Genomic DNA, 25,745 nt, shown 5'->3' with positions numbered 1-25,745 from the left:
GTCAGTCGCCGAGCAGTTCGCCCAGGTCGTAGCCGACCGGCTCCTCCAACTGCGCGTAGGTGCAGCTCTCCGGCGTGCGGTCGGGACGCCAGTGGCGGAACTGTGCGGTGTGCCGGAACCGGCTGCCCTCCATGTGGTCGTAACCCACCTCGCACACCCGCTCCGGGCGCAGCGGCACCCACGACAGGTCCTTGCCGCCGCTCCAGCGGCTCGGCCCGCCCGGCATCCGGCGGCCGGCGTGCGCCGCCTCGTCGGCCCACGCGCCCCAGGGGTGCCCGGTGGCGTCGTCCATCCGCAGCGGCGCCAGCTCCTCGACCAGGGCGCGCCGCCGGGCCATGGGGAACGACGCGCACACCCCGACGTGCTGGAGGTGCCCGGCGTCGTCGTGCAGTCCGAGCAGCAGCGAGCCGACCACCGGCCCGCTCTTGTGCAGCCGGTAGCCCGCGACCACGCAGTCGGCGGTCCGGGCGTGCTTGACCTTGTACATCACCCGCTCGCCCGGCCGGTACGGCAGGTCCGGCGGTTTGGCGATCACCCCGTCCAGCCCGGCCCCCTCGAACTGCGCGAACCACCGCTGCGCCAGCTCCCGGTCGGTGGTGGCGGGCGCGAGGTGCACCGGCGCCCGGGCCGGCCGCACCGCCTCTACCAGGGCTTCCCGGCGGGCCGCCTGCGGTTCGTCCAGCAGTGAAGCGGAGTCCAGCGCCAGCAGGTCGAAGGCGACCAGCGAGGCGGGCGTGCGGGCGGCCAGCGTCCGCACCCGGGAATCGGCCGGGTGGATGCGCTCCAGCAGTTCCTCGAAGTGCAGCCGGCCGTCGTGCGCGATGACGATCTCGCCGTCCAGCACGCAGCGCGGCGGGAGTTCGGCCCGTGCCGCGGCCAGTACCTCGGGGAAGTAGCGGCTGAGCGACTTGGTGGTGCGGCTGGCGATCTCGACCTCGTCGCCGTCCCGGAACACGATGACGCGGAAGCCGTCCCACTTGGCCTCGTACTGCATACCGGCGGGGATCTTCGCCACCGACTTGGCGAGCATGGGGGAGACCGGGGGCATCACGGGCAGGTCCATGCCCTCGATCCTGCGGGCCGGCGCCCGTTCCCGCCCGCCGGGACCGGCCGCCCCGCCGGGCCGCCCACCGCGCGGGGTCCCCCGGCGGCCCCTAGCGTGGAGGCATGGCCGGAGCCCGAGCTGTGGAACTGGACGTCGCGGGGCGTGCGGTGCGCGTGTCGAACCCGGACAAGACGTACTACCCGGCGCGCGGATTCACCAAGTTGGACGTCGCCCAGTACTACCTCTCCGTGGCGGACGGGGTGCTGCGCGGCCTGCGGGACCGGCCGACGACGATGCAGCGGTTCCCCGACGGCGTCGAGGGCGAGTTCTTCTACCAGAAGGGCATCCGGGGGTGCAGAGGAGTCTAGCCTGATCTGCGGTTGACCTGCATCGCAGCAGGTCAGAGCAGGTTTTCGGGGTCAGTAAGCGAGTTGCAGGTGTGACCCCCTGAAACAGCCTCTGACAGGACTCATGCTGACTCAATGCTGACTACGGTGACAGCCCATCAGATGGTCTCCAGGGCGGGCCCGGCGTTCACATCGCCGGGCCCGTCTCCTGTGAGCGGGCCATTGCAGAGAGTCACGAGTGAGTTAGGTTGGTTCACGGAGTGTGGCCCTCGACGGCCACCTCTTAGTACTCCTGGGTGAAGTTCCCCGAAGCCGCCAGGGGTGGCCTGTGTAGTGCGTAGGGTCGCCTGGCAGAGATCACCAAACGCTTAGGAGGTAGAGCGTTGAACGAGATCGGGTTCCGCAAGTACATGTGCTTACTCTGTGGCTGCGTATACGACGAAGCGAAAGGCTGGCCGGAAGCCGGCATTGCGGTGGGAACCCGCTGGGGAGACGTGCCACCCGCTTGGCGTTGCCCAGAGTGTGTTGGCCCGAAGGAAGACTTCGAGCTGGTCGAGCTCTAGAACGTTCCCTTAGCCCTTCACTGGATGCAGGGAGAGGGCGGGAGGGTATAGGCCCCTATGGACTGATCATCCATGGGGGTCTTTTTGTGAAGAGATAAACCAGTGAAGCAACCCCCGGCTCCGATAGCCGGGGCTTACTCATATCTAGATCATCTATTAGCCGTTGCATGTCTACCTATACCTAGGCTAGAGGTCCATCTATGGCTGGAGGGTATATATATTTACCCCTCCACTAATGACGTACTTGTCACTCTCTCGATTTAGTGACACTGCTGTGATGGAGTTCACAAACATAGGGATAGGCGCCCTAGGTTGGAGGGGTTAGACGGACCCTCAATGCCTCTAGGGAGCCCTCTATGGCCTCTTAGGGTGATTCGGGGTGCCCCTTGGCATCATTGGTCGCCAAGCCTCTCGAAAGGCTCTTAGAAGGCCATGTTGAAGCTCGTTAGATCGCCTAAGCATATCAGGGATGCCAAAACAAGATCATTAGACCCTTGGTTCGTACGTATGCCGAGCGAGAGCCTCCGGCGGTTCCTTATGCGGATACGAACTAACATTACCCCCCATATGCATAGACATTCCTTATTGAATGCAGGCAAGGGAACCTACCTAATCAACTATTAACCCTATGGTTAGGGATGGATGCCCTCTGTTGTGGGTTAGTTAGGTTGGTTCCCATCTTTCTTCCGGCAGGCAAGTAGCGGACCCTCTGTCGAGTGGGGGAGTTCCTTAGGTGGGTTGTGGATGCCGAATGAGAGATGTCTGTTTTAGGCATTCTTTCTACGTTATATGTTTGTTTGCATGTTGCCTATGCTTCTCTATGGTGATGCTTGTCTCATTGGGATGGTGATGCTTGATTGGAGAACCCAAGTCAAGGGTTGCAGAGTAAAGGATGAATGAAAACACAAAGAGTGAAGCCAAAGCGCAAAGAGTAGCAATGGATAGGTGTCTGCATGGGGGCCTATCTATATAGGGGTGCCGTATAGGACCTAGGTGTATGCGGTAGGCGCCTAGATTGGCATACATGGCTTTCTGGACATAGGGATAAATGGTGTGCTAGATGCGTGCGCGCATATTCCTATGTATCTAGGTAGAGTCAGCTTGGGTACTGTACGTAGTGCTATGACTACTTAGATTAATATGTACTTTACCTAGATGGCATTTATGCAGGTCAGGGCGTTGGTGATGTTAAAAACCGCAGGTCAGAGGCTTATGGACTTGCTTGCGTACAGCTAACAAGTTGCGTAATGTTCTGGGTGTCGCAAGGGGAACGGCCCAAACGAAGCGAAGAACCAAGGTTCTAAGCCGGGGACAGACTCTAAGCGGCCAAGGATCTAAGGATCCGGGAGAGAGCGGAAGCGCACACGCCAAAGCCAAGTGGCTAAGGAAGGTGTCAAACCGCGTACGGGTTGCCCGGTGGCCCCAAGCGACAACCGGCGGAGGTATCACCCTCATGAGTCCATGGCTACCGGTGTAAGCGGTTATCAGGTGCAAGACCGGTCATGGGCACGCAGTAAAACAAAGGGGAGGCGACATGGCTGTCAATCTCAAACGCGAGTGCGACATCAGGCACTGTCAGGCAACAGGTGCCCTGCCTTACGTGGTCGGGTACCGGCACGGGAGGCAATCCCGGAACCTGTGCAGCGAGCACTTTGGGGCACTGGAAGTCTTTGGGTGTCCGGTTGATTTCACGGTACCTCGGGGCTTGTTCCGAAAGATCATAAAGAGATCAAGAGTCGAGCCGCCTACGGTCGATCAACTTATGGAAACGCTGGGAGTGGGTTGGTAATGAGGAACTGGATTCTTGCGGGTGTGGCTGCCGTGATGCTTGCTACTGGCACAGGGGTCACGGTTCATAGCGTGGACGCTAAGGCTGCCGATAAGGCGCACGTGACCGACTACAACGACGGGTTTACGGACGGCAGTGCGGACGGCCGTGACAGGCTCGCAGACTGCCTTATGGATGGCACGGATAAGGCGCCCAACGATATGGCTCTGTGGCACAAGACCTACGCGGCGTGCACGTCAGCCACGGGCGAGAGGTGACAGGGGTAATGGCGGAGCGGTTTTTCTACTACGAACCTGCGGACTATCAGGCGTGCGAGTCATGCATGGCTGATGCTCTGGCTGGCTGGTATCCGGAGATAGCGGAGATGTGTCAGGGATGGGATTTCAACTACGTGGGATACGACCTTGACGCTCTCGTGAGCACTATTAGCGAACGCGCCACGGATGGGCTTTTCGAGTCTCACCATTTCAGGCGGCTAGGTACCCGCATGGGGTCGGTTGAACACCACTGCATGGCTCTGCACTGACGAGAGGTACGGCTATGACTACGACGCTCGATTACTTGGACATGTCTTGGCATCAGCGTCAGGCGGCGGCGCGTGCCGGTTCCGCACTGCGCTCCGGTCGGGACTGTGCGCACGGTTACCGCTACTGCGATTGCTGCGGCACGCCCGTGATAGGTCCACTGGATGATTCCGAATACTTCTGTGAGCCGTGCGACGACGCTAAGGCGGATGGTCGTGCATGTGATCCGGCCGAGTCGTTGCATTGCTTCACGGGTTACTGCGATGGGTCCGGGTGTTCGTACCCCGGAGAGTGCGAGGGATGGCGATGAGCGTCGATCCTGACAACGAGATCATCCGGGAGGCGCGCGAGTGCATAGCTAACCGGGTAGCGAAGATCAACAGGAATGAACACTGGGATCCCAACGACGCATGGTGCCTAGATCACGATGTGCGACACCTTGAGTTCATGATTGACGTATTTCGGGAGCGTGAGAGCAAGTGAGTAAGCGTGTGGGAGTCCACTACAGCAGCTATGCGGCAGCGGAGGGGGTTAAGTGCATACCTTTCTGTGAGGAGCCTGTAACCCATTGGGAATGCAGGGAAATGTACGGGGAGAAGCATTTTGCCTGTGACCCTCGTTGCGACAAGCATCGCAGGGCTAGTGAGCCTGGCGTAACACACAACCCGATCAAGGAAGGATGCAATAAGTAATGGATCGCGTAGCGGTGTTCATAGCGAGCAGGAACACGTCCCCGACTAAGCGTCGGGTGTTGTGGCATGTCTCCGAGTCGGATGCTCGCAAGATATGCGGCGATCGGCGGACGGGAATCAAGGCGCACCCTAGCCACATGTTGTGTTGGTCGTACGACCTTGACCCGGAATACAACGTGTTCGTGTCGGACAACGGCCGATATGCGGACGTGTTGGCCGAGCATGGCGTAACCATCCTGGCGAGCAAGACGCATTCTCTTGTCAGCTAACTTGTTAGCTGTACCGAGCGTGACGCGCTTTGGTCGGGCCCTACCTGCCAGGGTCCGAGCCATGGCCTGTCAGGCCACCACAAGGCAATACGGAGGGATCTAGTGATGCATCACAGTGCGGAAAGCATCCTCGCCAGGCGTCCCCATGGTTCGCATGGAACGGTGCTCGTAGAGCTAGGTGACGGGGATAGTGCATGGCACCCGGGAAGCGCTAAGAAGATAGTTAAGGGTGTAGGGGAGTTGCGTTACACGTTTTTCCCGGATGGTGGGATCGAGTTCGATATGCAGGCTGGAAAGTTCTTCGAATCTCGAAGCATGGGAACGCGGCCACGCAAGGACGGTGGGGAGTGAAGCTCAAAGATGTACAGCTAGGCGTGCGTGTCCGCAATAGGAAGTACACGTTTCTGGAGCGTGGCCCGATCGTGGGAGTCCTGTATGAGGGCCCGAAGATGAACCGACCCAACATTACGCATGTGGTTGTCGAGAAAGAGCCGGACCAGAACCTGGACGGCTCGTATAACAAGGTTCACGAGTGGGACCGGTACAAGATATTTCCACTTGACGCCGTGGAGGTCATCAAGTGACAACTGCGTTTGATCAGATGGCAGTCGGGTTCACGCCCAACATCTTCGGGTTCAAAGTCGTCGCGAAGTGGAGCAAGGCCCGGCCGGGCCTGCGTGTGGTCGTGCTCGACCAGGACGACGAGGCCGTCCGCGTGGTGACGCTCGAACATCACTGGATGCGGACCGACGCAATGGACGGACCCCTGTTGTGTCAGTCGGTGCTGCGTGCGCTAGCGGCCTCCCACAAGGGACTGACGGGTGACTGGTGGCGGGATCCCGAGACGGCCGTATGGGAGTGCGCCGACCACGGCGACATTGACTGGTTCGCGGCGTGCGACATAGCAGGGGCGGCAAGGGCTTTGGCGGAGATAGCGGGGGAGGAACAGTGATGACGAACAACGGTGAGAAGCCGGGCGTGTTTGGGGCGCTTGTGGGGCGTGTTCAGCGTCGCCACGACATCGGGTTGTACGTGGAACGGCAGGGGGGCGCCATCGTGAACGCGCTCCACGTGTACGCGGACAAGCAAGGGCAGGCCGCTGCGGAAGCGCAGCACGCTTACGAGGCCGGCCAGCGTGACCCCGAAGTCAGGGTCAAACAAGATGGGTCACTCGTGACCAATGACGGTTACCGGCAGGCTGCCGAGATACTGCGACAGTCCGCGCAGCAGGCACGAGACATTGCCATCACGCTAAGCGGTATGGCGGAAGATGCCGACGATTTCGGTGACTGAGCGGCTTTAGTGGGGGCCCGGCTACGGTCGGGCTCTTTGCTATGGAAGCTCAAGCTCGAAGGGTGATCATGGTTATTAGCTGGACTGTTTGCGACCTCTGCCACCGCAAGGGAAAGAATCAGGTGGCTACCGAGGAAGCGTCGATTGGGAACATGCGTGCGGACCTTTGCAAGGAACATGCCGACAAGCTGCATGCTATTCTCTTCGGGGTGGATTCTGTGGAGTCTGCGAATGAAGTAGAAGCGTCTGAGGTGGGGAAGGAATTGCCGAGTGAGTGAGCATCCCGTAGAGGGAATGACCGTCGGGAAGGTTAGGGAAATCCTCGACCTGGTCATGCCCGAGACTGAAGCTGACCCCGCCGGCGTTCTGGCCGCCCTTCTATCTCAGGTCTCTTGCATGGTCGGGGATAAAGTCATGCTGAACATTGGCGGCCGAGAGATGCCCGTCAGTGTCTGGACGCTTCTCATTGGTGCCACGGGTAAGGGGCGCAAAGGCACTGCCTATGCCATGGCTGCACGGGTCTGCAACGTGGCGTGCCCGGACTTCCTGACCGACCACGAGTCGTCTGGTGCGTCGTCTGGGTCCGGCATCATCCGGGCATTCGTTAAGCGCCGTGAGAGTGCTCTTGCGGCCATGCGGGACGCCGAGGAGAACGGCCGCGAGTACGCCGGCCTGAGCGTCACCGACACGCGCATGCTCCTGGTGGAAGCCGAGTACGAGACCGTCATTAAGCGCGGTAAGCGGGACGCGACCTTGCAAGGTGTCATGCGTAAGGCATGGGACGGCGCTGACCTTCAAAACATGGTGGCCGATGGTGGGGTACTGCGGAGCCCTCGCTTCGTTGTCCACGGCCACTCGACCCCGCGAGGTTTCCGGGACAACATCAGCGCGACCGATGTTGCGGGCGGAACTTACAACCGCATGGTCATTCAGCACGTGACCCGCTCCAAGCGCCTGTCCATGCGGCACGTCATCAACGAGGACAGCATCAAGGAAGCCGGAGCGATCCTCGCTCGGGCCGTCGCCTTCGCTGGTGGCATCGACGAGATCACGCTCTCTGAGGAAGCCATCGATCTCTTCGATGAGGGCCTGCGGGACGAGATCGACGAGTACCGCTGCGAAGACGAGTACATCGAGGACTTCCTTCCTCGCGCGGTAGAGAACGTGTGGCGCGTCGGCGCCATCTACGCACTCATCAACCTGCGGGACGAGATCAGCGTGGCGGACATCGAGGCCGCATGGAGCTTCGTGCGGCACGGCCTTGACTCTGTCGCCCACATCATGGGCGAGAGTGCCGACATGGTGAGCGGGGAGACTGAGGAGGACAAGATCCTCAAGGTTCTTCGCCGTAACCCCGGAGGGATCTCCGGCACGGACATCTTCAAGCTGACTGGCGTGCCTGCCCGGTACACCAAGTCTTGGGCCGAGAAGCGCGAAGACATCGACATGTGGCGTGGCCTGGGCAGCCTCAACGGTGGCCGCAAGCCCACCATGTTCCGACTCATGACCGCGGAAGAGATGGGCGAGGCCGGCGAGGAGCCGACGACATCCGTGCCTGAGCAGGCATCCGGGCCCCGGCTCAAGGCCATTGGCTGTGAGACTCCTGTGGCCTCTGTGACTATGTCGGTCGAAGATGACAACGAGTTCGCCGACTTGTTGAACTAAACATCCCGCAGATAGCTCAGATAGTGATAGCCAGTCCTAAGGGCTGGCTTTTGCTATGTGTGCTAACTATGCTAGCGTGCAAGAAACATAGAGAAGCAAGGGGAAGGGAGCGCATCATGTCTAGCCCGTTCGAGGTCAAGAAGCTTGTAACCATCACCATTGATGGCAAGGAGTACAAGGGTGAAGTAGCTGAAGATGCTATGGAGAACCTTGAGAAGCTTGGTAAGGCGTTCTCGACCAAGCTGACGGCCTACGAGAAGTCTCGCGATGACCTCCTGGACGCGCTGTCTGAGGCTGGTGTGGAGCGGGTAGTGGAGGCCCCGGCTCCCTCCTACATTGCTCGGCCTGCGAAGCGGACGGCGGGCACGAGCCCCGACCGGACCATGAAGCTCGCCCAGATCCGCGCGTGGGCCAAGGAAGCGGGATACGAAGTGTCGGACCGCGGTCGTGTCCCCACCGAGATCGAAGAGGCATACGACAAGGCCCACTCATAACCAGATGTAGGAATGACCCCCAAGGGATCCTTGGGGGTCTTTTCTTTTGGTCGCCGTTCTCGGCTCCCGTGACTTGTCATGGGAACGACCAGTGAACATTAAATAAAGACAGCACATGACAAAGGTCCCGCGGCGTCGGGACCTTTGCTGTGCAGCGAGCAAGTCCAAAGGATGTTTACTGTTCATGACACGCGACTCAAGAGGTCTGGGAAGGGAAAGATGGACACGTGGGAGCATCGCAGGGTTATTGACCCTCGGGTGATAGCCAAGATGCATAGAGAACTGGATATGACGGCTGCCGAAATCGGCAAGCAAGTCGGGCTCTCCACATCCAACGTGTTTTGGATCCTCACAGGACTCGAAGCTAAAGAAAAAGGCCAGCCCGCGGACGCGGCATAGGCATCCACAACAAGAAGAAAAGACAAGAAAATGAAGTCGCCCTTGAAGAGCCTGCTCGGTGTTGTCGCCGGAGTTGTCGTGCTCGGTGCCGTCAGCGCCTGCGGCAGCCTCTCGACGGCGGAGCATGCGGCCGGCACCAGCCACACCGGGGCCGGTGCCAAGTCGGGCAGCACCACCAACGATGACGTCGTCACCGGCTCGGACAACACGGTGAGCGACCCGCGCAAGGACGTGACGCTCACCTCGGCAAAGATTGACGAGCCCTACGAAGGCCAGGGGTTCGACAAGATCGAATACAAGCTCGTCAACCACAGCTCCAAGCGTTCTAACTACGAGATTGACGGCGAAGTAGACGATCCGTCGGGTAACCGAGTCGCAGACTTCAGCGACTTTAAGAACGACGTGAAGCCCGGACAGACGGTCATCGGCAAGACGTCATCGGCGGAAGAACTCAAGGAATCCGCCCACTACACGTGGAAGATCACCAAGGTTGACCGCACCAAGTCTTGGGACTAACAAAGCATGCCCCCGGCACACGCCGGGGGCTCTTTTTTATTTTCCCACACACGTTACTCAGAGTAGTGAAATCAATACATCACTTTCCGTCTAATGGTTAGTTGGGTTGATTAGGCTCAAAGCATGGAATTGCAACAAACAAGGTTTGAATAGGGTGCGGACATGGGATTGCGAAACCCATGATCCGAGCAAAAAAGCTACTCCTCGAAGTCGAGATCAGCGAGAACGGCAAAGACTGGCATGTCTGGCCTAACCCTGGTGTCGGGTATGAACGCATCATCGAAGTCGCAGCCATGCACAGCATCAAAGAAGCAGAGATGGCCACCGAGGCTCTAGGGAAACGAACGGCCTACGTGTATCAGGAGTTCGAACGGCCTGACGGGTTGCCGTCGGCTCCCGAGTGGTTCCGGATCCTGGGCAAGGCAGAGAACGGGCACCGTGTCAGCCGTGCACGGTACCGTCGAGACGCGGGCACAGGTGAGTACGCCTGCGTGGCAGGGCCGGAGATCTTGTCATGAACCAAGCGCCGGCGGGTGTAAGGTGCTGCCTGCTAGGACAGTCCTAGCAGTGGATTACAGGGAAAGCCCCCGGCTGATACGGGGGCTTTCTTGTTGCTCCGGGGAAGGGCAGGTCAGACGGTCGGACCCTAGATGGAAACCTTGGCCCTCTTGGCGATCTGGTTCAATCGCGGATTGCTCCTTTTGTGCAGCGAGATCAACACCCGAAAAAGCTCCTGGCTCGTGGGGTGAACCTTCGCCAACTGGGGGGCAACCGCCCATGCTGATTCCAGGGAGTCCAAGGCTCCATCTCTGTCTCCGAGAGCGAGCCGCGCCCTTGCCGTGTCCAGGTGCATCGGCCCGACCCTTGTGGCGGGCAGGTTGATCTCTTGCCGCTGAAGATCGTTGGAGACCTGAAGTGCTTTGCTATGCCTACGAAGGTCCCCGGACGTCGAGATGATGTGAACGGCGGCATTTTGGGGGCCAAAGTGCATTTCGTGCTTGACCACATCGCTTTGAAACTCGCCGGCCAGCCGCTCGGCTCGTTCGATGTGCTTGTCAGCCTCCGCCTTGTCCCTGAGTCGGCCAGCCAAGGTGAGCCCCCGAAGGTGCAAAGTTCCTAGGCCGAACGCCCTTTCGGGGCCGGTGAGAGTGGACTCGGCCTTGACGATGGCTCGCTCTACGACGGCCAGGCCCCCAGCGAAGTCGCCACCGTTCAGGAACATTCCGGCGTGATCCCTGGCGGCCACAACCTGAACCAGGGTGGTTGCCCTCTCGGCGGCGAGTACCTGCTTGACCGAAGCCAGTTCGGCCAGATCGAGCCACCTGTGCCGGGCGGCAACCCAATAGATCGTGCTGTAGGTGTCCGCAACCATCGCCCAGGCTTCCGGTGTGCCGGCCGCGTGAGCGTAGTTCGTGACTCGGCTGGTGAGCCCGGGAAGCATTGACAGGACTTCCGACAGCTCAGTGTTAAACCGGTGCTTGGTGAGCCTCGCGAGGTCCAGTTTCAGGGCTTCCGCTTCGACGGGAGGTTCCCCCGGAAGGTCGAAGCGGCGCATGGCGGAGCGAAGCTCCTTGAGGTTGTCTTCGCTCGTGACCGGAGCCTTACCGAGGACTTCATCCAGGGTGATGCCCATAGCGTTCGCCAGGGCGGCCCCCATGCCCTGAGTCAGAGGCCGGTCGCCCACCTCGATTTTGCTCAGCATCGAAAGTGAGACCCCAGCCATGCGCGCTAGCTGAGCCTGGCTCAGACCACGCTCCTTGCGGAGGGTCGCAACGTTCCTGCCCGGTCCTGGTGTGCGTTCCACATGGGTCATCTGATCCCCTTCGGTGCAGTGGGTATCTCCATCCTCCCAAGGGCCCGCTCCGGGGCGCACCCCCACTGTGCAACTTCTGTGCAAGTTCGGTCCCTCGAATGGCCGTTAACTAAGCGTAGGCAGCTAGTCACGTGAACCCCCAAGCAGTCAACGCTGCAACGTCGTTGAGGAGTGATCCGCCATGCCCGACGTGTCGGTGAGGACGCCACACCAAGCCGCCGAAGAGGTACGAGGACGGCTGGACGCCGGGCTGCGTCGGGCCGAGGTCAGTGCTGAGTCCAGGGTGTCGAGCGGCGTCGTCGAAGGCGTCAAGGTCTCGCGAGTCCGCCTCACGGCGCTGACGTTGGAGGAGACGCAGCGGCTGACCCTCTCCATCGGCGGTCGCGTCACCCGATCCAGGGAGCCCCTTGCACGCGTAGCTGCCAAGGAGCTGGATGCGGCTCTACTCGGGATCAGCATCCGCACTTCACCCTCATTGGTCATCGTGGGCACGGTGAAGGGTCGTACGGCGAACAAAGTACTTCCGCCTTCACTCTCGATCACCAACGCGCGACGACTCGCCAACGCCCTTGATGCCGGTGAGGAGGAGTGATGAGTGGGACGACTGAAGACCTGAGTAAGAAGCTCAAGGAGTGCGAGAAGAAGTCGAAGGACAAGCAGGCCACGGAGAAGATGGGCCAGAAGGTGAGGCGGGGATGACCTTCACGCCGCCCCCACTTCCCAAGGTCCCCGTCGAGCTTGACGCCGTGACATTCGAGGACGCGAGTAAGGCATGCCTTCGCCTCCGTGATGTGCTGGAGAGGTTCGGAATCAAGTTCCGCACCCTCTACGTGGACGAGGAAGGCACCCGGCCCACCGTCCACTTCGGTCGAGTCAACGTCGCAACCACCAACAAGCTCTGCGATGTCCTGGAGGCAAGGTGGGTCTCAACGCCGGATGCCTCTTCGAGCTGTGCCGCTGGTTCTGCAAGTGGCTCTACAAGAAGACGAGAGACCGAGTCCTCAGGTACGCAGGACCGTTATTCGTCCTCCTGATCTGTTCCAGCATCGGACTTCTCTTCGCCGCCCTCTGGCAGACAGAGAACCACTAGACCTCTCTCCAATGAACTCCCGCTCCCTGATCCCCCGAGGTGACACTCATCATCAGGGGGCGGGTCACAACCCCCGGCCAGCAATGGGCCGGGTGCGCTCCGTCTCCGGTTCCCCGCGCATGCGGAGGCGTGGGAGCGCAAGCGGGTCGCTCGGCCTTGGTCGGGGACTGGGCGGCCCGCCACAAGTTCCCGCCTCTGCCTTCCTGACACGCTCGGTTGGTCGGGGCGGGTTACTACCCAGTGCTACCAAGGATGGTGATGGTCTGAGCGATCACTTAGAGCACGAGATCACAGGATGCGCCGGCTGCAACGCTGAAGCACACCAATAGGCCGTGGAGGAGCGAGAGAAGCAGCAACGCGAGGACAACGTCATCATGGTCGGCCTGACCTTGGCCGCGGCATTCGTGGGCCTGGTGGTACTCGGCCTGTGGGCTGGTGTGATGGTGCTCCTGTCGAACATCACCTAAGCAGGCGCCGCCAGGACGGCATCAGACTCCCGTCCCTGCCGACTGGCCTTCGAGGTTCCCCCGATTTCGATGAGTCTCGGAAGGGGGCGGAAGAGGTGCTGGGGGTCACGTACTGTACGTGATCCCCAGTGCCACCCATGCACCACTCGAACCCAATCGAGAGGAGCACGATGCGCAATCCCGTACAGCTCGCGACCGTTCCGCACGCTGTGATCATGCAGCCGACCACTCAGTGCCTGCCGATGGACTGTACGTACTGCTACCTGCCGTTCCGCAAGGTCAAGAACCTGATGCCGGTCTCCGTGGCACAGGCTGTGGCGAAGTCGGCCAACAAGTGGGCCGCCGACGATCCCGCGTTCGAAGTCGTGTGGCACGGCGGCGAGCCACTGGCCGCCGGCCGTGAGCATCTGGCCAGACTGATGGCCCCCTTCGAGGGCGTGAAGCACAGTGTGCAGACGAACGCGGCCCTCGTCGATGACGCCTGGTGCGGCTACCTGCTGGAGCACAACGTGCATGTGGGCGTCAGCATCGACGGTCCGGAGGACATGAACCACCACCGTGTCACTCGTGCTGGCCACCCCGCGTTCCGCGTGATCATGCGAGGGATCCAACGATTACGTCGGCACGGGATCCCGTTCTCCGCCATCGCAGTTGTCTCCGACCCTGACCCCGGAACGGCCGCCAGGTTCTACGAGTTCTTCGCCGAACTGGGTGTTACCACCCTCGGCGTGAACGTCGAAGAGGAAGAGGGCGTCAACCGCGGCGTGCAGGCAACCGACCCTGCAAGGACAGCAGACTTCTGGGCCGCCCTCACGGACGCATGGAGCGCCAATCCGGTAGTCCGCCTACGAGAGATATCGCGCGTGCTGAACTTCGCCAGCACGGTCCTCAGCACTCAACAGCCCCAGCCTGCCCCGGTGTCGGCACTGTGGGACCCATTGCCCACTGTCAGCGTTGACGGCGGAGTGGTTCTGCTCTCACCCGAGCTGGCCGGCTTCACCGACGAGCGGTTCGGTGACTTCACCACCGGCAACGTGCTCCGTGATGGCCTGGACGTCCTCGTGAGCGAAGCCGACACCCGAACCCCCTGGATCGCCGAGTTCCGGGATGGCGTAGACGCCTGCCGCAACACCTGCGGGTACTTCGCGTTCTGCGGCGGCGCGCACCCTGCGAACCGGTACTTCGAGCACGGGGGCCGTATGGATGGCACCCGCACTCGATACTGCACAACGGCAAAGATCGCTCTCCTGGAAGGAGTCACACGACATGTCCGCAGCCAGTGAAATGATCTCCCGCGAGGCCAACACGTCCACGGCCGTTGGCCTGATCCTCAGCGCCGCCGACGGGTTCCGTGATCTGATCGGAAGCACGCCGATCGACCCGGTGGCGAAGTTCGACAACCGCCCCACGTGGGACAACGCGGGCAACACCTTTGACAACCGCGCTACGTGGGACAACTGGAACAAGAAGTAGCAGTAGAGGGGCAGGCTGCCTTTCGGCGGCCTGCCCGCCCGTCTCGAACCAGGAGCGCCATGGACACCATCACCTTCGGCCGCGTCAGGCTCACTCTGCCCGGCCTCGATGAGCCGGGCCTGTACCTGTCCAACGTCGGTACTCTCGACAGCCCGCGCGGCATGGTCCAGGACTTCGCCTACAGTGACGCTGACCTACGCTCACTCGACATCACCGACACTCAGCTCATCACCGGCCGGATCAGCGGCGTCCGTTCAAAGCGGACACAGTTCGAGGCCCTGAACCTGCACGGCGTGGAGATCACTCGCAGCGACCTCGGCACGATCGGCTGGAGTGAAAGCAAGCTGACCCGCGTGGTCCTCCGCGATTGCAAGCTGATGGGCGCCACGCTCGACGGCCTAGTACTGGACGATGTCCTGTTCGAGGGCTGCAAGCTCGATTTCGCCACGTTCGAGAAGGTGCGTGCCACGGGGCCCGTGGCCTTCGTCAACTGTGTCCTCAGCGAAGCCACGTTCACCGATTGCGACCTGACCGACGTCGTGTTCTCCGAGTGCACACTCAGGCTCACCGAATTCGAGGCCGGCCGCTACCGAGGCACCGACCTGCGGGGCAACGACCTGGCCACCATCCGGGGCCTCGCGAACCTCAAGAAGGTCCGCATCGACCCCGGCCAGGAGGCGGACCTTGCGCAAGCGCTGGTAGCCGAGCTGGACATCACCCTTGGAGAAGACTGATAACAGGAGGGCCCGCATGCCCCTGCACATCGTCTATGACGATGAAACCGCGCTTCGTTCCCGGTGCGAGATCGCCACAGTTAGAACCGCACGTCCCGACGAAGTCACCTACGAGACTGGAGCGGTAGTGCCCTCCGGCACATGGCGCTCCCTGACTCAGGCAGAGATCAAGTCCATCACCGCGCCTCGCCAGACCTTAGACAGCACCGTGGTAGAGATCGTCCAACCGCCTTTTCAGGACGGGCTACCGCTGGAACAACTCGCCCAGCCTCTAGGCGATGCTGACGCGGAATACCTCGGTCAGGCACTTGCCGAGCCAGGCATGGCCACGACCACCAACAACTACCAGGATGGCCGGCTGATCGGGCTGCACCTGGATAACTGGGACAAGCTGAGGTTTGCCGACAAGCACACGGGACGCCGTCGGCTGTGCCTCAATCTCGGCCCTGGAACCCGGTACATCATTCTCGGCGACATCGACGCACAGGCAACGTGCCGAGCCATCTACCCCACCGCATATGCGCACCGCTACCCACACACAGATGACTACCGGGCGTACGTCGCCAGCGGGCGTTCGTTCCGCATCGTCCGAATACGGCTCGCCCCTGGTGAGGGCTACCTAGCGCCGACCGAATACCTTCCCCACGATGGATCTACCGATGGGGCTCCTCTTCCTTCGGCGGCGGCCTTCTGGCTTGGACGGTGGCCGCGCAGAGTACTTCCCACATTGGTCTAGCTCTTCCCGCAACTGGATGGGGGTGTGTCCGTGTTCACGGTGACCCATGGCGCGTCAGCAGCGTTGCTGCGGGCGGGCAACTTCGCGTGGGTACCCCAGGGTTCGGAGAAGAGGTATCCCCACACACTGATGTCGTCCACGCCGACGGAACACGTGGCTCCGAGCCCTTCCCAGTAGACCCACGGGAACGTGGTGTGCTGCCACTGCCCGGAGCCGGGTGCAGCCGGCGACCACGCCTCGACCATGGAGTGACCGCTGCTGCTGGCAGCCCGTATCCGTGAAGCCAGAGACAGGGACTTGGCGCTCGGGATGCCCTGTATGTGGATCCGGAGCGTTTGCCACTCGTCGGGGTACTCGTCAGGGAACCCGCCATGCTCGACGCCGCGGGCTTCAGCGCGGGCGAGGATGGCCTCTCGGGTCTGGGGTTCGGTGGTGAAGTCGATGCGCAGGCCGGCGAGGACTACCGACTCCTGGCGGCTCAAGGTCTGCGGGTGCAGCAACGTGAAGCGGATCGTGTCGGCCGTAGGGATCATGGCTGAAATCTAGGTCATGGCCACGGAGTTGGGGAGTGCAGGCAGGTCATGGCCAGGCCGTCACTCTCTGTATGACAGTTAGTTAGGTTGGTTCGAGCCCTCAACGCAAAAGACCCCCGGCCTCCACTCAGGGAAGCCGGGGGCTTTTCTTTTCTCAAACTCGGACACTGCCTCAAGCGATAGGCGCATCCGAAACATGCGAGATGCCAGCAGACTCGACAGGGATGTCAGAGAGTCGGGCATCGTTGGTCTTCTTGTTCTCCACCCGTTGAGCGATCTCGCCACCCAGGATGGACACGGCCAGCATCACCAGGGAAACAATCTTCCCCTGAAGGTCCGGGCTGATGAAGTCCGAGAACAAGGCCAGAACGGAAACAAGTGCCGCCTTGATGCGGACAGGGTTCTTCTTCAGGAAGTCAATTAGGGCGTTCATGGTCAGTCCCAGTAGAGAGCTTCGGCCGTACGGCCGCTAATGGTGAACTCCTGGTCGTCCTTGCCGAACACGGCTACCTGACACACCAGGTGACGGCCAGCGTTCATGTGGCCCATGGCTGAGAAGTCCACAAACGAGTAGTCACCGGTAGCAACACGCTCCACCACCGCATAGCCGCCATCACTGTCGCCGGCGCCGGTGAACTTCAGGAAGCGGCCCTGGACGGTGGCGCCGGCCGGGACATCGGCGAAGGCAAGCTTCACATTGGACGAGAACTTGCAGTCCCCATTGGAATGGATGACCGTCCCGTCTCCCTTGCCGGTGACATCAACTGTCGTCCACGTATTGGCCTTGACCTTGGAAGGCGACGGGTTGCTCAGCCACACAGTCTTAGGGACAGTGTTGCCATCCGGCTTAGGGGTCGGGTCAGGCTTAGGCGGAGTCGGCTTCTGAACCGGCCACAGGCCCTGACCGTGCTCCGTCTCAAGCCGTGTCAGCTGCTTCAGGCCCGGCACACCATCCGCCGAGTCGGCGTCGCCGATGGCGATCTGATAGGCCCGCACCGACTCCGTGTGCCCGCCACCCCAGGCATGCGCATCCTTGGGGCCCTTCCAGTAGCCGGCCTTCCAAAGGCAATCCGCCATGTACTGGATGTGGTCACCCTCAGCGCCAGGGCCATACACAGCCCCGTTGATGGTCACCTTCCCAGGGGTCGGCTCCGAGTGCTTTCGAATGTCGACCGCGGACGCTTCCTGTCCGAAGTAGCTCACGTTCGGCTTACCCTTCCAGGCCGGGTCAGCGCATGTGATGCCCTCCGGATAGTCCGGGTAGCCATACGAGTGCGTCCAGGCGGACTTGCGGGACGGGGATCGAAGATAGACCCCGTTCCCATTGCTCGAACCATCGTTATTCGTGTTGCCACCGATGGTGTATACGCGATCCTTGTCGTAGGCATACACGACTTCTGTGTGCGAGCCACCAGGCCCGTACGAAGACGATGAGTCGCCATAGAAGACCTGGCTCCCGATAGCGGGGTAGTCGCTGAGTCGCCCTCGCTTCCGGAACCAGTCCTGAGACACGCCGCACGAGGCGCTGTTGGGGAACACGTCGCCGTTACCCGACTCGACCGCGACGGCAGAGACGAAGTCAGCGCACCAGGACTCCGCCGGGCGACCCATCTCCTTAGAGAAGCGGTTGGCGTTCCCCGCGCCTTCGCGATAGCCCACGTATGACTTCGCCTTGTCAATCATTGCTTTGGCTCCAGTAGCCATGTGCACCTCCAGGGCATGAAAAAAGCCCGGCATCGGCCGGGCGGCATACGGTGTGGTTACTTACTTGACAGGCTTCGGCTCGAACCGGAGCCGTGCGACGAGGACCAGGGCGAGGACGAGGTTCGCCGCGATAGTCAATGGCACGTCGAGCGCCGGTAGGGCCCACAGGCCGCGGGCGACAGCCCTCAGCGCGAGATACACGGCCAGCCAGAGGCAGAACACATCCTCGTCGGTCGGCCGGCCCAGGCGGGCCAGCAACGGCTTCTCCTGGTGCTTGCGGTGCTGCATCACCAGGCCGAGACAGAAAGCGGCCATAAGGCCGTACAGGGCTACAGCTGTCATAGTGCTAATCAACCTTCCCAACCTCCTCACCGAGCCGTGAAGCGAGGTAGGCACGAAGTGAATAGTTCTCCTTGCGGAGTTCAATCACCTCATCGCGTAGTTCCTTCAGTTCCTCGCTGAGCGCGGTAGATCGGTCCTGCCATTCCTGGCATTCCTGGCGAAGCGTGTTCACCACATCGCTCCTGTACTTCCGCAGGCCCAGCACCAGGGCCGAAAGCACCGGCACTAGTACCTCAATAGATGAGACAAGATGATCCATAGCTAAAACTCATTCCCATCGCTAGCCTCGCCTGGGGCAATCAAGTAAGCGCCCATTCGGCTAGCAATGTCCCGATCCTGGATAGGATTCTGCCAGGCATAGCCGGAATAGATAGCGGCGCAAATGTAGTCACCCTCCTCAAGGAAGGCTATGCAGTTTGCGGAATTCGACATGTGGTATTTCTTGACTTCGCTCTGAACAATCCCCGATGTCAAGTGAACGGAAGAATCCTCATCGCCAGGGCTAGTACGCTTCTCGATATACATCCACCAATGGCGCCCAGCGTTCGTATCGCTATCGGCGCGCAGGAAGATCTCGGAGAATATGTAGTACGTGCCAGTCGTAGGCACGCGGAAAGCGGTACCATTCGGATTATCCCCCGTTTCAACCTTGTGTCGAGTCCAGCCACCATGCTGAACAAATCCTGATTCTTTGAAATCCACCACTGCCATTTTCGGGCCAAACAGGGTGGCAAAGTCATTCATGCCAGCCTGACGGAATCGAGACATGTTGCGGATGGCGTCATACGGCGCTGTAAGTGCCTCCTTGAGGCTCTGGGCATCAACGGCATCTCGCGACTTCCAAGTTTTAAGATCCATTACGTCACGTCCGCAAAACTAGACTCGGGGGAAACCATGAAAATATTCACCGCACCCATAGCGATATCTTCGCCCGAAATCCACTTATCGTCACCACCGCTGAGGTTCCACTGAAAGGTAATCTTGTCGCCCTTCGCGAGTTGCCTAACCTCTTGAATGGCGCGACTGTGCAGATAGTTCTTACGATGTGCGCCCCCCTGCGACAGGGCGACACGGTCATCATTGAGCTTCGCGTAGAAGTTGAAATTCGAATGCAAGTCCACATTTGGTGCATTGATCGAGGCGTGTGACGAAACAACGTAGACGCCAGTCTCGGGAACGGTGATAGTGGAGGCATCCTCATTCCACTCCCAGCCCCCACTGTGTCGAACATGCTCCGTGCTCCAGTGAATGTCCTCGAAACTACCTTGGGGATAGTTGCGATTCTTCGTTCCGCGAAGCTGAAAACGAGGCATGCCAAGCAGTGACCTACTAACACCCGTCGTTTGTTCCTGCCAGAGAACGGTGTCTAGGTGCTCCCCATCCTTCCAATCACGCTTCAATCCGGGTATCGGCTCACAAGGCCCTGTGAGATCCCCTTCGGAAACCTTGAAAGCGCCGAAGGTGCAAAGCTGACCCTGGTTCTCGATGCGGAAATCAATCCCGGCTTTCTCCATTGCGAAAATCTCGGCTTGCAGCACAGTCCCCTTCTTGCACTCCACAAGGACACCGTGCGTAGTCGTGACTTCGTTTTGCATTGGGCATGAGACGGCAGTGGACGAGAAATCCGTGCCGTCCTTCACGATGGTCAGATAGATCACCGGAATATTGGTGGGGGATGGGCCCTTCAAAGGGGCCGCACCCGCGTTAGCGTAAACGAAATAGACGCCATCCTCAGGAACAATGAAAGCCGAACGGTCATCCCGAATCTTCCACCCTCCATGCTCACGTCCAGGACCGGGCCACCTAATGAACTGATTGTCGGCGCCCGCGGGGAACTTCTGGCAATCCTTCACGTCCTGGTCCGGCATCATGATGTGAAACCATGGCCGGTTGCCAAAATGGGCTTGCATGTCCCGGATCTGTGAATTCATCTTGTCCGGGACAATGATCTCGCGCTCTTCCCAATCAAGAATCTCAGGAACAGGCATTATCTCCTCCTACTGAAGAACCGTCGTAGTGCCGAGCGTCGAACGCTCACCATCACCAAGAATCCACACGCCCTTATGGTCTGGATTCTCCATACCGGGAACAGTGATCAGGGCAACCGCGACTTCATCCACTGCCGAATCCAGGAGGAGCTTTCCAGGCGAAGCCTTAGAGCCCACCGTGTGGGCGGCCAACATGTGGACCTTGTCCTCCCCGAACGTCCCGAACTCCTCGAACTTCGACGTGAAGCCCTCAGGCCAGATGCCGTTAGTGAGGTCACTGGCGAGGGCCAGGGCGACGTAGAGGGATGTGTAGTCCGAGGAAGCTTGCAGCTCGATCTCGTCGGCCTTCTCGGCCGTCTTGTAGTCCACGATCGGCTTCGCCGGAATCTTCGTTGTGTCGGTGTCCCGGTATACGAGGTTCATGACGACGGCGTTCGTGTCCTTCTGGCCAGACACGCGCCAAGACACTGAACTGCCCTTGGACGGCTCCCACATGAACATGCTGGCCTGCAAGTGGAGCTTCGTCGGATCCAGTGTCACGCCCTCGGAGGCCCTGACGGGAAGCAGCTCGACGAGGCCCAGGCCGCGGGGCGGTGCCGGCTCCTGGTCCCCGTAGGAGGCGCATACCGACACCACCGTCTCGCCCAGGCGCATGCCGTCAGGGAGGCTGAGTGTTGCGACATCAACGCCCTCGAAGCTTCCATGCGTCTGTGAGGCCGGCTGCGGGAACTCCACGGGACTGGGTAGGCCGGTCATCCATTCCGTCCCGTCCCACACCGCATAGGAACTAGCTCTAACCCACTGGCTCTTGTCGTCATAGACCTGAGCTTCAGTCTGGTTCCAGATGACCCCGTCATAGAAGAGAAGCTTGTTACCCATCGCTCCCCTTAGGGGTATCGGCAGCGAGCTGCACCCACACGTCACCGATCTGGGGATTGGTGGGCGCCTTCGACCCGGAGAAGACTCGGACGCCGCCGATGTTCGGGGCACTCACAGGCCCAGTGAACGAAGCCGAACCATCGCCATTAATCTGCGCTGTGGCCTTACCGGACTCCCGCGAGGAAGCAACGAAGGCAGCCTTGTTGGCGTCAACCACATACTTGATGCCATCGACGCCACCCTTCGCCTTGGCCTCCATGGAACCGTCCTGCCGGACATTCCACGAACAGTCATCGTCGCCATTAGCGGCGAGGATCATCGAGCTGGAGGTTCCACTGATCTTGGGCTTCAGCCAGCCGTCGAGGCCGGACACGTCCATGACGTTGGAGCTGTCGTTGTGGACGTAGTGCCTCAGCTGCTCGTCCGTGTACTGCTTCGACTTGTGAGGGTCGGCGGCCGTCACGTGCTCCTCAAGGCCCGCAGCGGTGTCTACAGGGATGAGGCCGTACTTGCCGGGACCGAAGTCCACCCAGAGTTCCGTGTAGCCGTCAGGGCCCTGGAACATCGGGACCATGCCGTTTTGGTCCGAGGTGACGAACTCGATGTGGTGGCCGTCCATGTCACGTAGGTCGGTGACCTTCTGGGCGTCCTCGCCGGCCCCGTCGTACACGTCTCCCTTATGGTTCGGGAGACGGTTGCCTTCCATGTCCTCGGCGGCGGCATCGGTGGTGCCACCGAAAGTGTGCACAGGCATTAGCTGTTCCCCTCTCGGAACTGGTCGGCCTCGTACACGCCGCTGATGAACACCGCGGCGTTGTGCGGAATCTTGGTGAGCCAGTCACCCATAGCCCTGTAGTTGTTGACATTCGGGAAGACTGGCTGACAGGTGCTTCCGCCCGAGATGTAGGCGTTGCCGATGTAGTAGTTGTCTTCACTCTCGGCACGGTCGGAGTTGTTGAACAGGGTCGCGTTCACGAGCTGGTACATGCCCCCCGCGGGCCTTAACGGGCAGATCCACGTTCATGTAGGTCTGCTGGCCGCCGGCAACGATGTTCCGCGTGTTGTCGTTGTTGGTGATGTTCGCGCAGAAGTACACGGTGTTCTGTGCGATCCACTTCCAGTGCCCCTTGATCTCAGGCTTAGGAGAGTCAACCGAGGCATAGTTCAGGTTGGGCTTATAGGTGCGGTACTTGCCGATGTCTTCGTTGACGGCCCAGCCACCGCGGTTCGAGTAGGAAACGAAACTCTCGTATCCGCTCTTCGCCTCACGCATGAACAGGAGATCACCCGGGTTAGGCTCCACGTCGGCCTTAGATGGGTCGTACGCCTGCGGGAGATTGCCACCATCAGAGAAGATGCGAAGATCTGCAATCTCCGCAATCTCGTTAGACGACTTCTTGAGCAGCACATAGGCAATGGGGAAGTCCCAGACACCGCCCTGTTCCCGCTTGAGTTCGGCAGGCTTAGGGTCCTCGGCCGGCGCACCCATCAACGAGGTTGCGGAGATATTATTGTTCGCCATGTCCAGGCGAAGCACGATCGTGTCCAAGCGGGGCTGCGGGGTGCGCGAGTTGTCCTTGAGCTGTACGGACACGCCATCGGTCTTGTAGCAGAAGCCACGGACCATGGCTTCGCCAGGAGCGACATCGACAGACGGGGGAGTGCCGGCCTTCGATACGGAAACTTGCAGAGCGGCATCACCGAGCTTGCCCGAGACGGCGGTGTACGTCATGCGTGCCGCCATGTCCTGCCACTTAGCCTGATCGACGGCAGTTCCCTTGCCGTCACTGAAAGGCCAGGAATACTCAGATCCTTGACCGTTAGGTGCATCGAAACTAGGCATGATAGTCAGCCTCCAGAGTAGGAAAGGTATCGAGGAACGTAGGTGACGCGAACAACCGTTGCGTCTCCTGGCTCGGCGCCGGTAATGGTTATCTGGTTGTCGCCGGGGATGAGGGACCACATAGCGCTAGCAGGCTTCACCTGCGGCCAGAGATTCTCTTCCCCCTTCTTGTCCCTGAGGATCACTGACTTCACGCCAGGGGTAGTGTCAATCGTGACCTTTTCCCCTACCTGAATAGTGAAGTTGTCCAGGAAGTCAAAAGACTGGCCCGTGGTCAGGTTCTTCACGGCCATAGAAGAGATGGGGCCTTCAACCGTCCACATGGGCCAGCAGTCGAGAGACGAATCATTGGTGACCGTCACAGGGTCACCAGGCTTGAATCCGGTGGCACCTACCTGAAGCGGAAGGAAGTGATCGGAGAGGAATGGCTTAGCGTCGTCCTTGTAGATGTGCCACTCAACCTGATCATGACGGTTCGCATACCAGTAGGGATCCATGGCGCGGAAGACGAGGGCGTAAGTTATCCAGTAGAAGCCGGCCTGGTCTCGGCCTTCGTTTCCCTGGGCCCCATCGACGTAATAGCACTCAAGGTGCCGCGGATGACCATCGCCCTCGGTCACGGTAATCCGACCGGGGCCCCTGAGCGGATTGAGGGAGTGGAACAAGTACTGCTTCAACTGAATCAGAGACTTGCGGTCCAGGGCCTGAATGCGGATAGGTATCGTGACGTCTCGACTAGTGGCCCGAGCTGACTTGAAGAGCGAACCATCCATGTTCGGAATGGCATCGGCCTTCACGTCATAGGAAGGCATGTCAAAAGCCTGCGGGCCCCACATAATTCCAATGCCGGCGGGATTGTCCCTACAGGTAAGATCACCAGTAAGCGGAATGATTCTGCCGTCACTGCCAGACCACGTGACAAACGTGTGCGGCCACGTAACCGGCTTGTACTTTTCCTTATCGCCGCCACCATCGTGGTCGGGGAAGTAGTCGTATGTTGCAGGAATGGGCATAGGTCATCGTCTCGACTTGAGTTCGTTCAATTGCCTCCACAAGGACTGGATCTCTGTGTACACATTCGCGGACGCGGTCGTACCCTGAGCGCCAAGAGAAACAACCAGGGAAGTGCCGCTAGCAGAATCGGAGATCGTCACCTTGGTGACCGGATCGGAATGCACGTCACCATCGATGATGCAAGACACAACATCACCGATCCACCAGTCACGACCGAACATGCACTGCGGAGTATCAAGCGGGTAAAGCTGGAGATTTCCTGTAGGGCCGTTCTCTCTTAGGTGGGTATCGCCCTTCTGGTGAATCATGGATAGAGCCTTATCCAGATTCATGTCACCTTGACCCGTGTAGTTCGGATCAATGATGGGGTCGCTCCAGGGGGCTTTGGCGTCCCGCATGATCGGCACATCGGTAGCGTCAAAGAACTGCTCGGCGACAATGCCCCAAGTCTTCTCGGCCTCCTCGGCCTCCGCGTTCGTGTACGACTCGACATAACGAAGATGAGCCTCGCCGCGGGCACCAATGACAGCCCTCGTGCACAGCGGGGCCCGTATCGAGTACACGAACTCTTTAAGGTTGCCGATCTCCGGGCTGAACCTCACGAGCTTAGAAAGGTCCTTAACCTGCCAGCATTCGAGCTTGATCTTCCGGGCCTGGTGGTCGTACGCGTTACGCCAACCAATGCCACTCTTAGTGGCAATAGGCTTCACGGCATCCAACAAGTTGTCGTAGCGGATGCTGTAGGGAACCGGATCGCCGAAGGTGTCGTACGGCCAATCCCGCCTACCGTCACCGGGAGTGTCATAGCCGACAGGAACGCGGAAGGGAGAAGACTTCGAGTCGTAGCCGGCATTGGCACTGATCAGACCCTCAAGAGCCCTCGAAGAGGGAAAGTCGGTGTTGGCGTCAGTGTCCCAGTCCTGATGAGAGATAGGCTGCAAGGGGTCCGGGTAGCAGATGTGGTACTTGGCTATGTAGTTGTCGTCATAGCCGGTAACGATCAGAGCACCAGGGCCGGAGTCCTCATCCACCGTCCAATACTTCTGGATTCCAGTAACAGTGCCGGAGAACAAGACTCTATCGACGCCCTTGCGGTGCACCACAATGCCCGTATTAGGCTGGAACAACTTCGCATGCTGCGATGCACACGAAATCTTGAGCTGCCACGTACCGACATCACAGAACTGAAGAGTGGCAGTGAACTCCTTGTAGTCATCCACCATGCCAATGATGCTCATCTGGCCTTTGTCGTCCGCCTTGTCGCGGACATAGATCGTGTATTCACCGTTCAAGGCGACTTCCTTCCATGAAGAAGGGGAGGCCAGTCCGAAGACCAGCCTCCCCAACCTTGTTTTCTTAGCCCCAGAGCATGCCGTGCATCATCGCTGCACGATCCATAGCCCTCATCAGAGATTGCTCCGTAGGAACATCCCGAGCCGCATGAATGGTGATGTTGGTTTCACCGCGGCGAGACATCATGTCCTGCGTCTCACTGTTGTTGTAGACCCGCTCACCACCACGGAAGTTGACCAG

Annotated in this window: 29 protein-coding genes and 1 pseudogene; 15 read left to right on the top strand and 15 right to left on the bottom strand. The window is 60.1% G+C overall.

Annotated elements, in window-relative coordinates:
• Window position 1: 1 nt before the first annotated feature.
• Entirely contained in the window at window positions 2-1,063 is a 1,062-nt protein-coding gene (locus MOV08_RS05375) for an ATP-dependent DNA ligase (protein ID WP_039629820.1), read from the bottom strand.
• Window positions 1,064-1,167: 104 nt separating this feature from the next.
• Between MOV08_RS05375 and ligD the strand changes: the two are divergent.
• From ligD to MOV08_RS05330, 9 genes and pseudogenes are all read left to right on the top strand, one after another.
• A pseudogene (gene ligD / locus MOV08_RS05370) lies at window positions 1,168-1,386 on the top strand (non-homologous end-joining DNA ligase LigD); the annotation flags it as partial.
• Between the two features lie 416 nt (window positions 1,387-1,802).
• Window positions 1,803-1,955: a rubredoxin gene (locus MOV08_RS05365; RefSeq protein WP_275311699.1), complete on the top strand. Its 153-nt coding sequence runs from the start codon at window positions 1,803-1,805 to the stop codon at window positions 1,953-1,955.
• A 3,621-nt stretch (window positions 1,956-5,576) separates the two neighbouring features.
• On the top strand, window positions 5,577-5,813 hold the full coding sequence (locus tag MOV08_RS05360) for a hypothetical protein (protein ID WP_275306549.1): 237 nt from the start codon (window positions 5,577-5,579) through the stop codon (window positions 5,811-5,813).
• Window positions 5,814-5,830: 17 nt separating this feature from the next.
• Window positions 5,831-6,181: a hypothetical protein gene (locus MOV08_RS05355; protein WP_275306548.1), complete on the top strand. Its 351-nt coding sequence runs from the start codon at window positions 5,831-5,833 to the stop codon at window positions 6,179-6,181.
• The gene (locus tag MOV08_RS05350) at window positions 6,181-6,522 is read left to right on the top strand and encodes a hypothetical protein (protein WP_275306547.1); all 342 of its coding nucleotides are present in this window, start codon (window positions 6,181-6,183) and stop codon (window positions 6,520-6,522) included. Before MOV08_RS05355 ends, MOV08_RS05350 begins: the two co-directional genes overlap by 1 nt.
• Before the next feature lie 270 nt (window positions 6,523-6,792).
• Window positions 6,793-8,187, top strand: coding sequence for a DUF3987 domain-containing protein (locus MOV08_RS05345; protein ID WP_275306546.1), 1,395 nt, complete (start codon window positions 6,793-6,795; stop codon window positions 8,185-8,187).
• A gap of 116 nt (window positions 8,188-8,303) precedes the next feature.
• On the top strand, window positions 8,304-8,681 hold the full coding sequence (locus tag MOV08_RS05340; protein ID WP_275306545.1) for an Lsr2 family DNA-binding protein: 378 nt from the start codon (window positions 8,304-8,306) through the stop codon (window positions 8,679-8,681).
• 429 nt (window positions 8,682-9,110) lie between these two features.
• On the top strand, window positions 9,111-9,596 hold the full coding sequence (locus MOV08_RS05335) for a hypothetical protein (protein WP_275306544.1): 486 nt from the start codon (window positions 9,111-9,113) through the stop codon (window positions 9,594-9,596).
• Window positions 9,597-9,775: 179 nt separating this feature from the next.
• Window positions 9,776-10,114: a hypothetical protein gene (locus tag MOV08_RS05330; protein WP_275306543.1), complete on the top strand. Its 339-nt coding sequence runs from the start codon at window positions 9,776-9,778 to the stop codon at window positions 10,112-10,114.
• 128 nt (window positions 10,115-10,242) lie between these two features.
• Here the strand turns inward: MOV08_RS05330 and MOV08_RS05325 are convergent, their stop codons facing one another.
• Window positions 10,243-11,409, bottom strand: coding sequence for a helix-turn-helix domain-containing protein (locus MOV08_RS05325; RefSeq protein WP_275306542.1), 1,167 nt, complete (start codon window positions 11,407-11,409; stop codon window positions 10,243-10,245).
• 181 nt (window positions 11,410-11,590) lie between these two features.
• On the opposite strand from MOV08_RS05325, the gene MOV08_RS05320 reads away from it, so the two are divergent.
• The 6 genes from MOV08_RS05320 to MOV08_RS05295 all read left to right on the top strand — a co-directional run bounded on the left by MOV08_RS05320 (window position 11,591) and on the right by MOV08_RS05295 (window position 15,909).
• Entirely contained in the window at window positions 11,591-12,001 is a 411-nt protein-coding gene (locus tag MOV08_RS05320) for a hypothetical protein (protein WP_275306541.1), read from the top strand.
• An 830-nt stretch (window positions 12,002-12,831) separates the two neighbouring features.
• A complete protein-coding gene (locus tag MOV08_RS05315) occupies window positions 12,832-12,966 on the top strand; it encodes a hypothetical protein (protein ID WP_274911822.1) in 135 nt (44 codons plus the stop codon).
• A 170-nt stretch (window positions 12,967-13,136) separates the two neighbouring features.
• Window positions 13,137-14,249 (top strand): cyclophane-forming radical SAM peptide maturase AmcB, encoded by a 1,113-nt coding sequence (gene amcB, locus MOV08_RS05310; RefSeq protein WP_275306540.1) that lies wholly within the window; start codon window positions 13,137-13,139, stop codon window positions 14,247-14,249.
• Entirely contained in the window at window positions 14,233-14,439 is a 207-nt protein-coding gene (gene amcA / locus MOV08_RS05305; protein ID WP_275306539.1) for a multiple cyclophane-containing RiPP AmcA, read from the top strand. Before amcB ends, amcA begins: the two co-directional genes overlap by 17 nt.
• Window positions 14,440-14,498: 59 nt before the next feature.
• Window positions 14,499-15,173 (top strand): pentapeptide repeat-containing protein, encoded by a 675-nt coding sequence (locus MOV08_RS05300; protein ID WP_275306538.1) that lies wholly within the window; start codon window positions 14,499-14,501, stop codon window positions 15,171-15,173.
• A 16-nt stretch (window positions 15,174-15,189) separates the two neighbouring features.
• The gene (locus tag MOV08_RS05295; protein ID WP_275306537.1) at window positions 15,190-15,909 is read left to right on the top strand and encodes a hypothetical protein; all 720 of its coding nucleotides are present in this window, start codon (window positions 15,190-15,192) and stop codon (window positions 15,907-15,909) included.
• Here MOV08_RS05295 and MOV08_RS05290 read toward each other — a convergent pair.
• From MOV08_RS05290 to MOV08_RS05230, 13 genes are all read right to left on the bottom strand, one after another.
• Window positions 15,906-16,442 carry a hypothetical protein gene (locus MOV08_RS05290; RefSeq protein WP_275306536.1) on the bottom strand — a complete coding sequence of 179 codons (537 nt, stop codon included), beginning with the start codon at window positions 16,440-16,442 and terminating at the stop codon, window positions 15,906-15,908. The genes MOV08_RS05295 and MOV08_RS05290 overlap by 4 nt on opposite strands.
• A 172-nt stretch (window positions 16,443-16,614) precedes the next feature.
• Window positions 16,615-16,875: a hypothetical protein gene (locus MOV08_RS05285; RefSeq protein ID WP_275306535.1), complete on the bottom strand. Its 261-nt coding sequence runs from the start codon at window positions 16,873-16,875 to the stop codon at window positions 16,615-16,617.
• A gap of 2 nt (window positions 16,876-16,877) precedes the next feature.
• The gene (locus MOV08_RS05280; RefSeq protein ID WP_275306534.1) at window positions 16,878-18,125 is read right to left on the bottom strand and encodes a hypothetical protein; all 1,248 of its coding nucleotides are present in this window, start codon (window positions 18,123-18,125) and stop codon (window positions 16,878-16,880) included.
• 81 nt (window positions 18,126-18,206) lie between these two features.
• Entirely contained in the window at window positions 18,207-18,488 is a 282-nt protein-coding gene (locus MOV08_RS05275; RefSeq protein WP_275306533.1) for a hypothetical protein, read from the bottom strand.
• 4 nt (window positions 18,489-18,492) lie between these two features.
• Window positions 18,493-18,747: a hypothetical protein gene (locus MOV08_RS05270; RefSeq protein ID WP_274911813.1), complete on the bottom strand. Its 255-nt coding sequence runs from the start codon at window positions 18,745-18,747 to the stop codon at window positions 18,493-18,495.
• Window positions 18,748-18,749: 2 nt separating this feature from the next.
• A complete protein-coding gene (locus MOV08_RS05265; protein ID WP_275306532.1) occupies window positions 18,750-19,346 on the bottom strand; it encodes a hypothetical protein in 597 nt (198 codons plus the stop codon).
• A complete protein-coding gene (locus MOV08_RS05260; RefSeq protein ID WP_275306531.1) occupies window positions 19,346-20,476 on the bottom strand; it encodes a hypothetical protein in 1,131 nt (376 codons plus the stop codon). The genes MOV08_RS05265 and MOV08_RS05260 overlap by 1 nt, the downstream gene beginning before the upstream one ends.
• 9 nt (window positions 20,477-20,485) lie before the next feature.
• Window positions 20,486-21,355, bottom strand: coding sequence for a hypothetical protein (locus MOV08_RS05255; RefSeq protein WP_275306530.1), 870 nt, complete (start codon window positions 21,353-21,355; stop codon window positions 20,486-20,488).
• The gene (locus MOV08_RS05250) at window positions 21,348-22,109 is read right to left on the bottom strand and encodes a hypothetical protein (protein WP_275306529.1); all 762 of its coding nucleotides are present in this window, start codon (window positions 22,107-22,109) and stop codon (window positions 21,348-21,350) included. Before MOV08_RS05250 ends, MOV08_RS05255 begins: the two co-directional genes overlap by 8 nt.
• A complete protein-coding gene (locus tag MOV08_RS05245; RefSeq protein ID WP_275306528.1) occupies window positions 22,109-22,330 on the bottom strand; it encodes a hypothetical protein in 222 nt (73 codons plus the stop codon). The genes MOV08_RS05250 and MOV08_RS05245 overlap by 1 nt, the downstream gene beginning before the upstream one ends.
• The gene (locus MOV08_RS05240; RefSeq protein WP_275306527.1) at window positions 22,287-23,198 is read right to left on the bottom strand and encodes a hypothetical protein; all 912 of its coding nucleotides are present in this window, start codon (window positions 23,196-23,198) and stop codon (window positions 22,287-22,289) included. Before MOV08_RS05240 ends, MOV08_RS05245 begins: the two co-directional genes overlap by 44 nt.
• 5 nt (window positions 23,199-23,203) lie before the next feature.
• Window positions 23,204-24,211, bottom strand: a complete 1,008-nt coding sequence (locus MOV08_RS05235; RefSeq protein WP_275306526.1) for a phage distal tail protein — start codon at window positions 24,209-24,211, stop codon at window positions 23,204-23,206.
• A 3-nt stretch (window positions 24,212-24,214) separates the two neighbouring features.
• Window positions 24,215-25,504: a Gp37-like protein gene (locus MOV08_RS05230; protein ID WP_275306525.1), complete on the bottom strand. Its 1,290-nt coding sequence runs from the start codon at window positions 25,502-25,504 to the stop codon at window positions 24,215-24,217.
• Between the last annotated feature and the right edge of the window lie 241 nt (window positions 25,505-25,745).

It is taken from the genome of Streptomyces yunnanensis (assembly GCF_029011865.1).
In the GTDB taxonomy this organism is placed as follows: Bacteria; Actinomycetota; Actinomycetes; order Streptomycetales; family Streptomycetaceae; genus Streptomyces; species Streptomyces yunnanensis.
This window is presented reverse-complemented; position numbering and strand designations above follow the sequence as displayed.

What these genes read in the sequence shown, in the direction of transcription:
- MOV08_RS05270 (WP_274911813.1), bottom strand. Translation starts at nt 18,747, where the DNA reads ATGGATCATCTTGTCTCATCTATTGAGGTACTAGTGCCGGTGCTTTCG.
- MOV08_RS05260 (WP_275306531.1), bottom strand. Translation starts at nt 20,476, where the DNA reads ATGCCTGTTCCTGAGATTCTTGATTGGGAAGAGCGCGAGATCATTGTC.
- MOV08_RS05320 (WP_275306541.1), top strand. Translation starts at nt 11,591, where the DNA reads ATGCCCGACGTGTCGGTGAGGACGCCACACCAAGCCGCCGAAGAGGTA.
- MOV08_RS05330 (WP_275306543.1), top strand. Translation starts at nt 9,776, where the DNA reads ATGATCCGAGCAAAAAAGCTACTCCTCGAAGTCGAGATCAGCGAGAAC.
- MOV08_RS05235 (WP_275306526.1), bottom strand. Translation starts at nt 24,211, where the DNA reads ATGCCCATTCCTGCAACATACGACTACTTCCCCGACCACGATGGTGGC.
- MOV08_RS05300 (WP_275306538.1), top strand. Translation starts at nt 14,499, where the DNA reads ATGGACACCATCACCTTCGGCCGCGTCAGGCTCACTCTGCCCGGCCTC.
- MOV08_RS05295 (WP_275306537.1), top strand. Translation starts at nt 15,190, where the DNA reads ATGCCCCTGCACATCGTCTATGACGATGAAACCGCGCTTCGTTCCCGG.
- MOV08_RS05335 (WP_275306544.1), top strand. Translation starts at nt 9,111, where the DNA reads ATGAAGTCGCCCTTGAAGAGCCTGCTCGGTGTTGTCGCCGGAGTTGTC.
- MOV08_RS05365 (WP_275311699.1), top strand. Translation starts at nt 1,803, where the DNA reads ATGTGCTTACTCTGTGGCTGCGTATACGACGAAGCGAAAGGCTGGCCG.
- MOV08_RS05340 (WP_275306545.1), top strand. Translation starts at nt 8,304, where the DNA reads ATGTCTAGCCCGTTCGAGGTCAAGAAGCTTGTAACCATCACCATTGAT.
- MOV08_RS05355 (WP_275306548.1), top strand. Translation starts at nt 5,831, where the DNA reads ATGGCAGTCGGGTTCACGCCCAACATCTTCGGGTTCAAAGTCGTCGCG.
- MOV08_RS05350 (WP_275306547.1), top strand. Translation starts at nt 6,181, where the DNA reads ATGACGAACAACGGTGAGAAGCCGGGCGTGTTTGGGGCGCTTGTGGGG.
- MOV08_RS05290 (WP_275306536.1), bottom strand. Translation starts at nt 16,442, where the DNA reads ATGATCCCTACGGCCGACACGATCCGCTTCACGTTGCTGCACCCGCAG.
- MOV08_RS05280 (WP_275306534.1), bottom strand. Translation starts at nt 18,125, where the DNA reads ATGATTGACAAGGCGAAGTCATACGTGGGCTATCGCGAAGGCGCGGGG.
- MOV08_RS05255 (WP_275306530.1), bottom strand. Translation starts at nt 21,355, where the DNA reads ATGGGTAACAAGCTTCTCTTCTATGACGGGGTCATCTGGAACCAGACT.
- amcA (WP_275306539.1), top strand. Translation starts at nt 14,233, where the DNA reads ATGTCCGCAGCCAGTGAAATGATCTCCCGCGAGGCCAACACGTCCACG.
- MOV08_RS05275 (WP_275306533.1), bottom strand. Translation starts at nt 18,488, where the DNA reads ATGACAGCTGTAGCCCTGTACGGCCTTATGGCCGCTTTCTGTCTCGGC.
- MOV08_RS05240 (WP_275306527.1), bottom strand. Translation starts at nt 23,198, where the DNA reads ATGCCTAGTTTCGATGCACCTAACGGTCAAGGATCTGAGTATTCCTGG.
- MOV08_RS05265 (WP_275306532.1), bottom strand. Translation starts at nt 19,346, where the DNA reads ATGGATCTTAAAACTTGGAAGTCGCGAGATGCCGTTGATGCCCAGAGC.
- MOV08_RS05375 (WP_039629820.1), bottom strand. Translation starts at nt 1,063, where the DNA reads ATGGACCTGCCCGTGATGCCCCCGGTCTCCCCCATGCTCGCCAAGTCG.
- amcB (WP_275306540.1), top strand. Translation starts at nt 13,137, where the DNA reads ATGCGCAATCCCGTACAGCTCGCGACCGTTCCGCACGCTGTGATCATG.
- MOV08_RS05325 (WP_275306542.1), bottom strand. Translation starts at nt 11,409, where the DNA reads ATGACCCATGTGGAACGCACACCAGGACCGGGCAGGAACGTTGCGACC.
- MOV08_RS05285 (WP_275306535.1), bottom strand. Translation starts at nt 16,875, where the DNA reads ATGAACGCCCTAATTGACTTCCTGAAGAAGAACCCTGTCCGCATCAAG.
- MOV08_RS05250 (WP_275306529.1), bottom strand. Translation starts at nt 22,109, where the DNA reads ATGCCTGTGCACACTTTCGGTGGCACCACCGATGCCGCCGCCGAGGAC.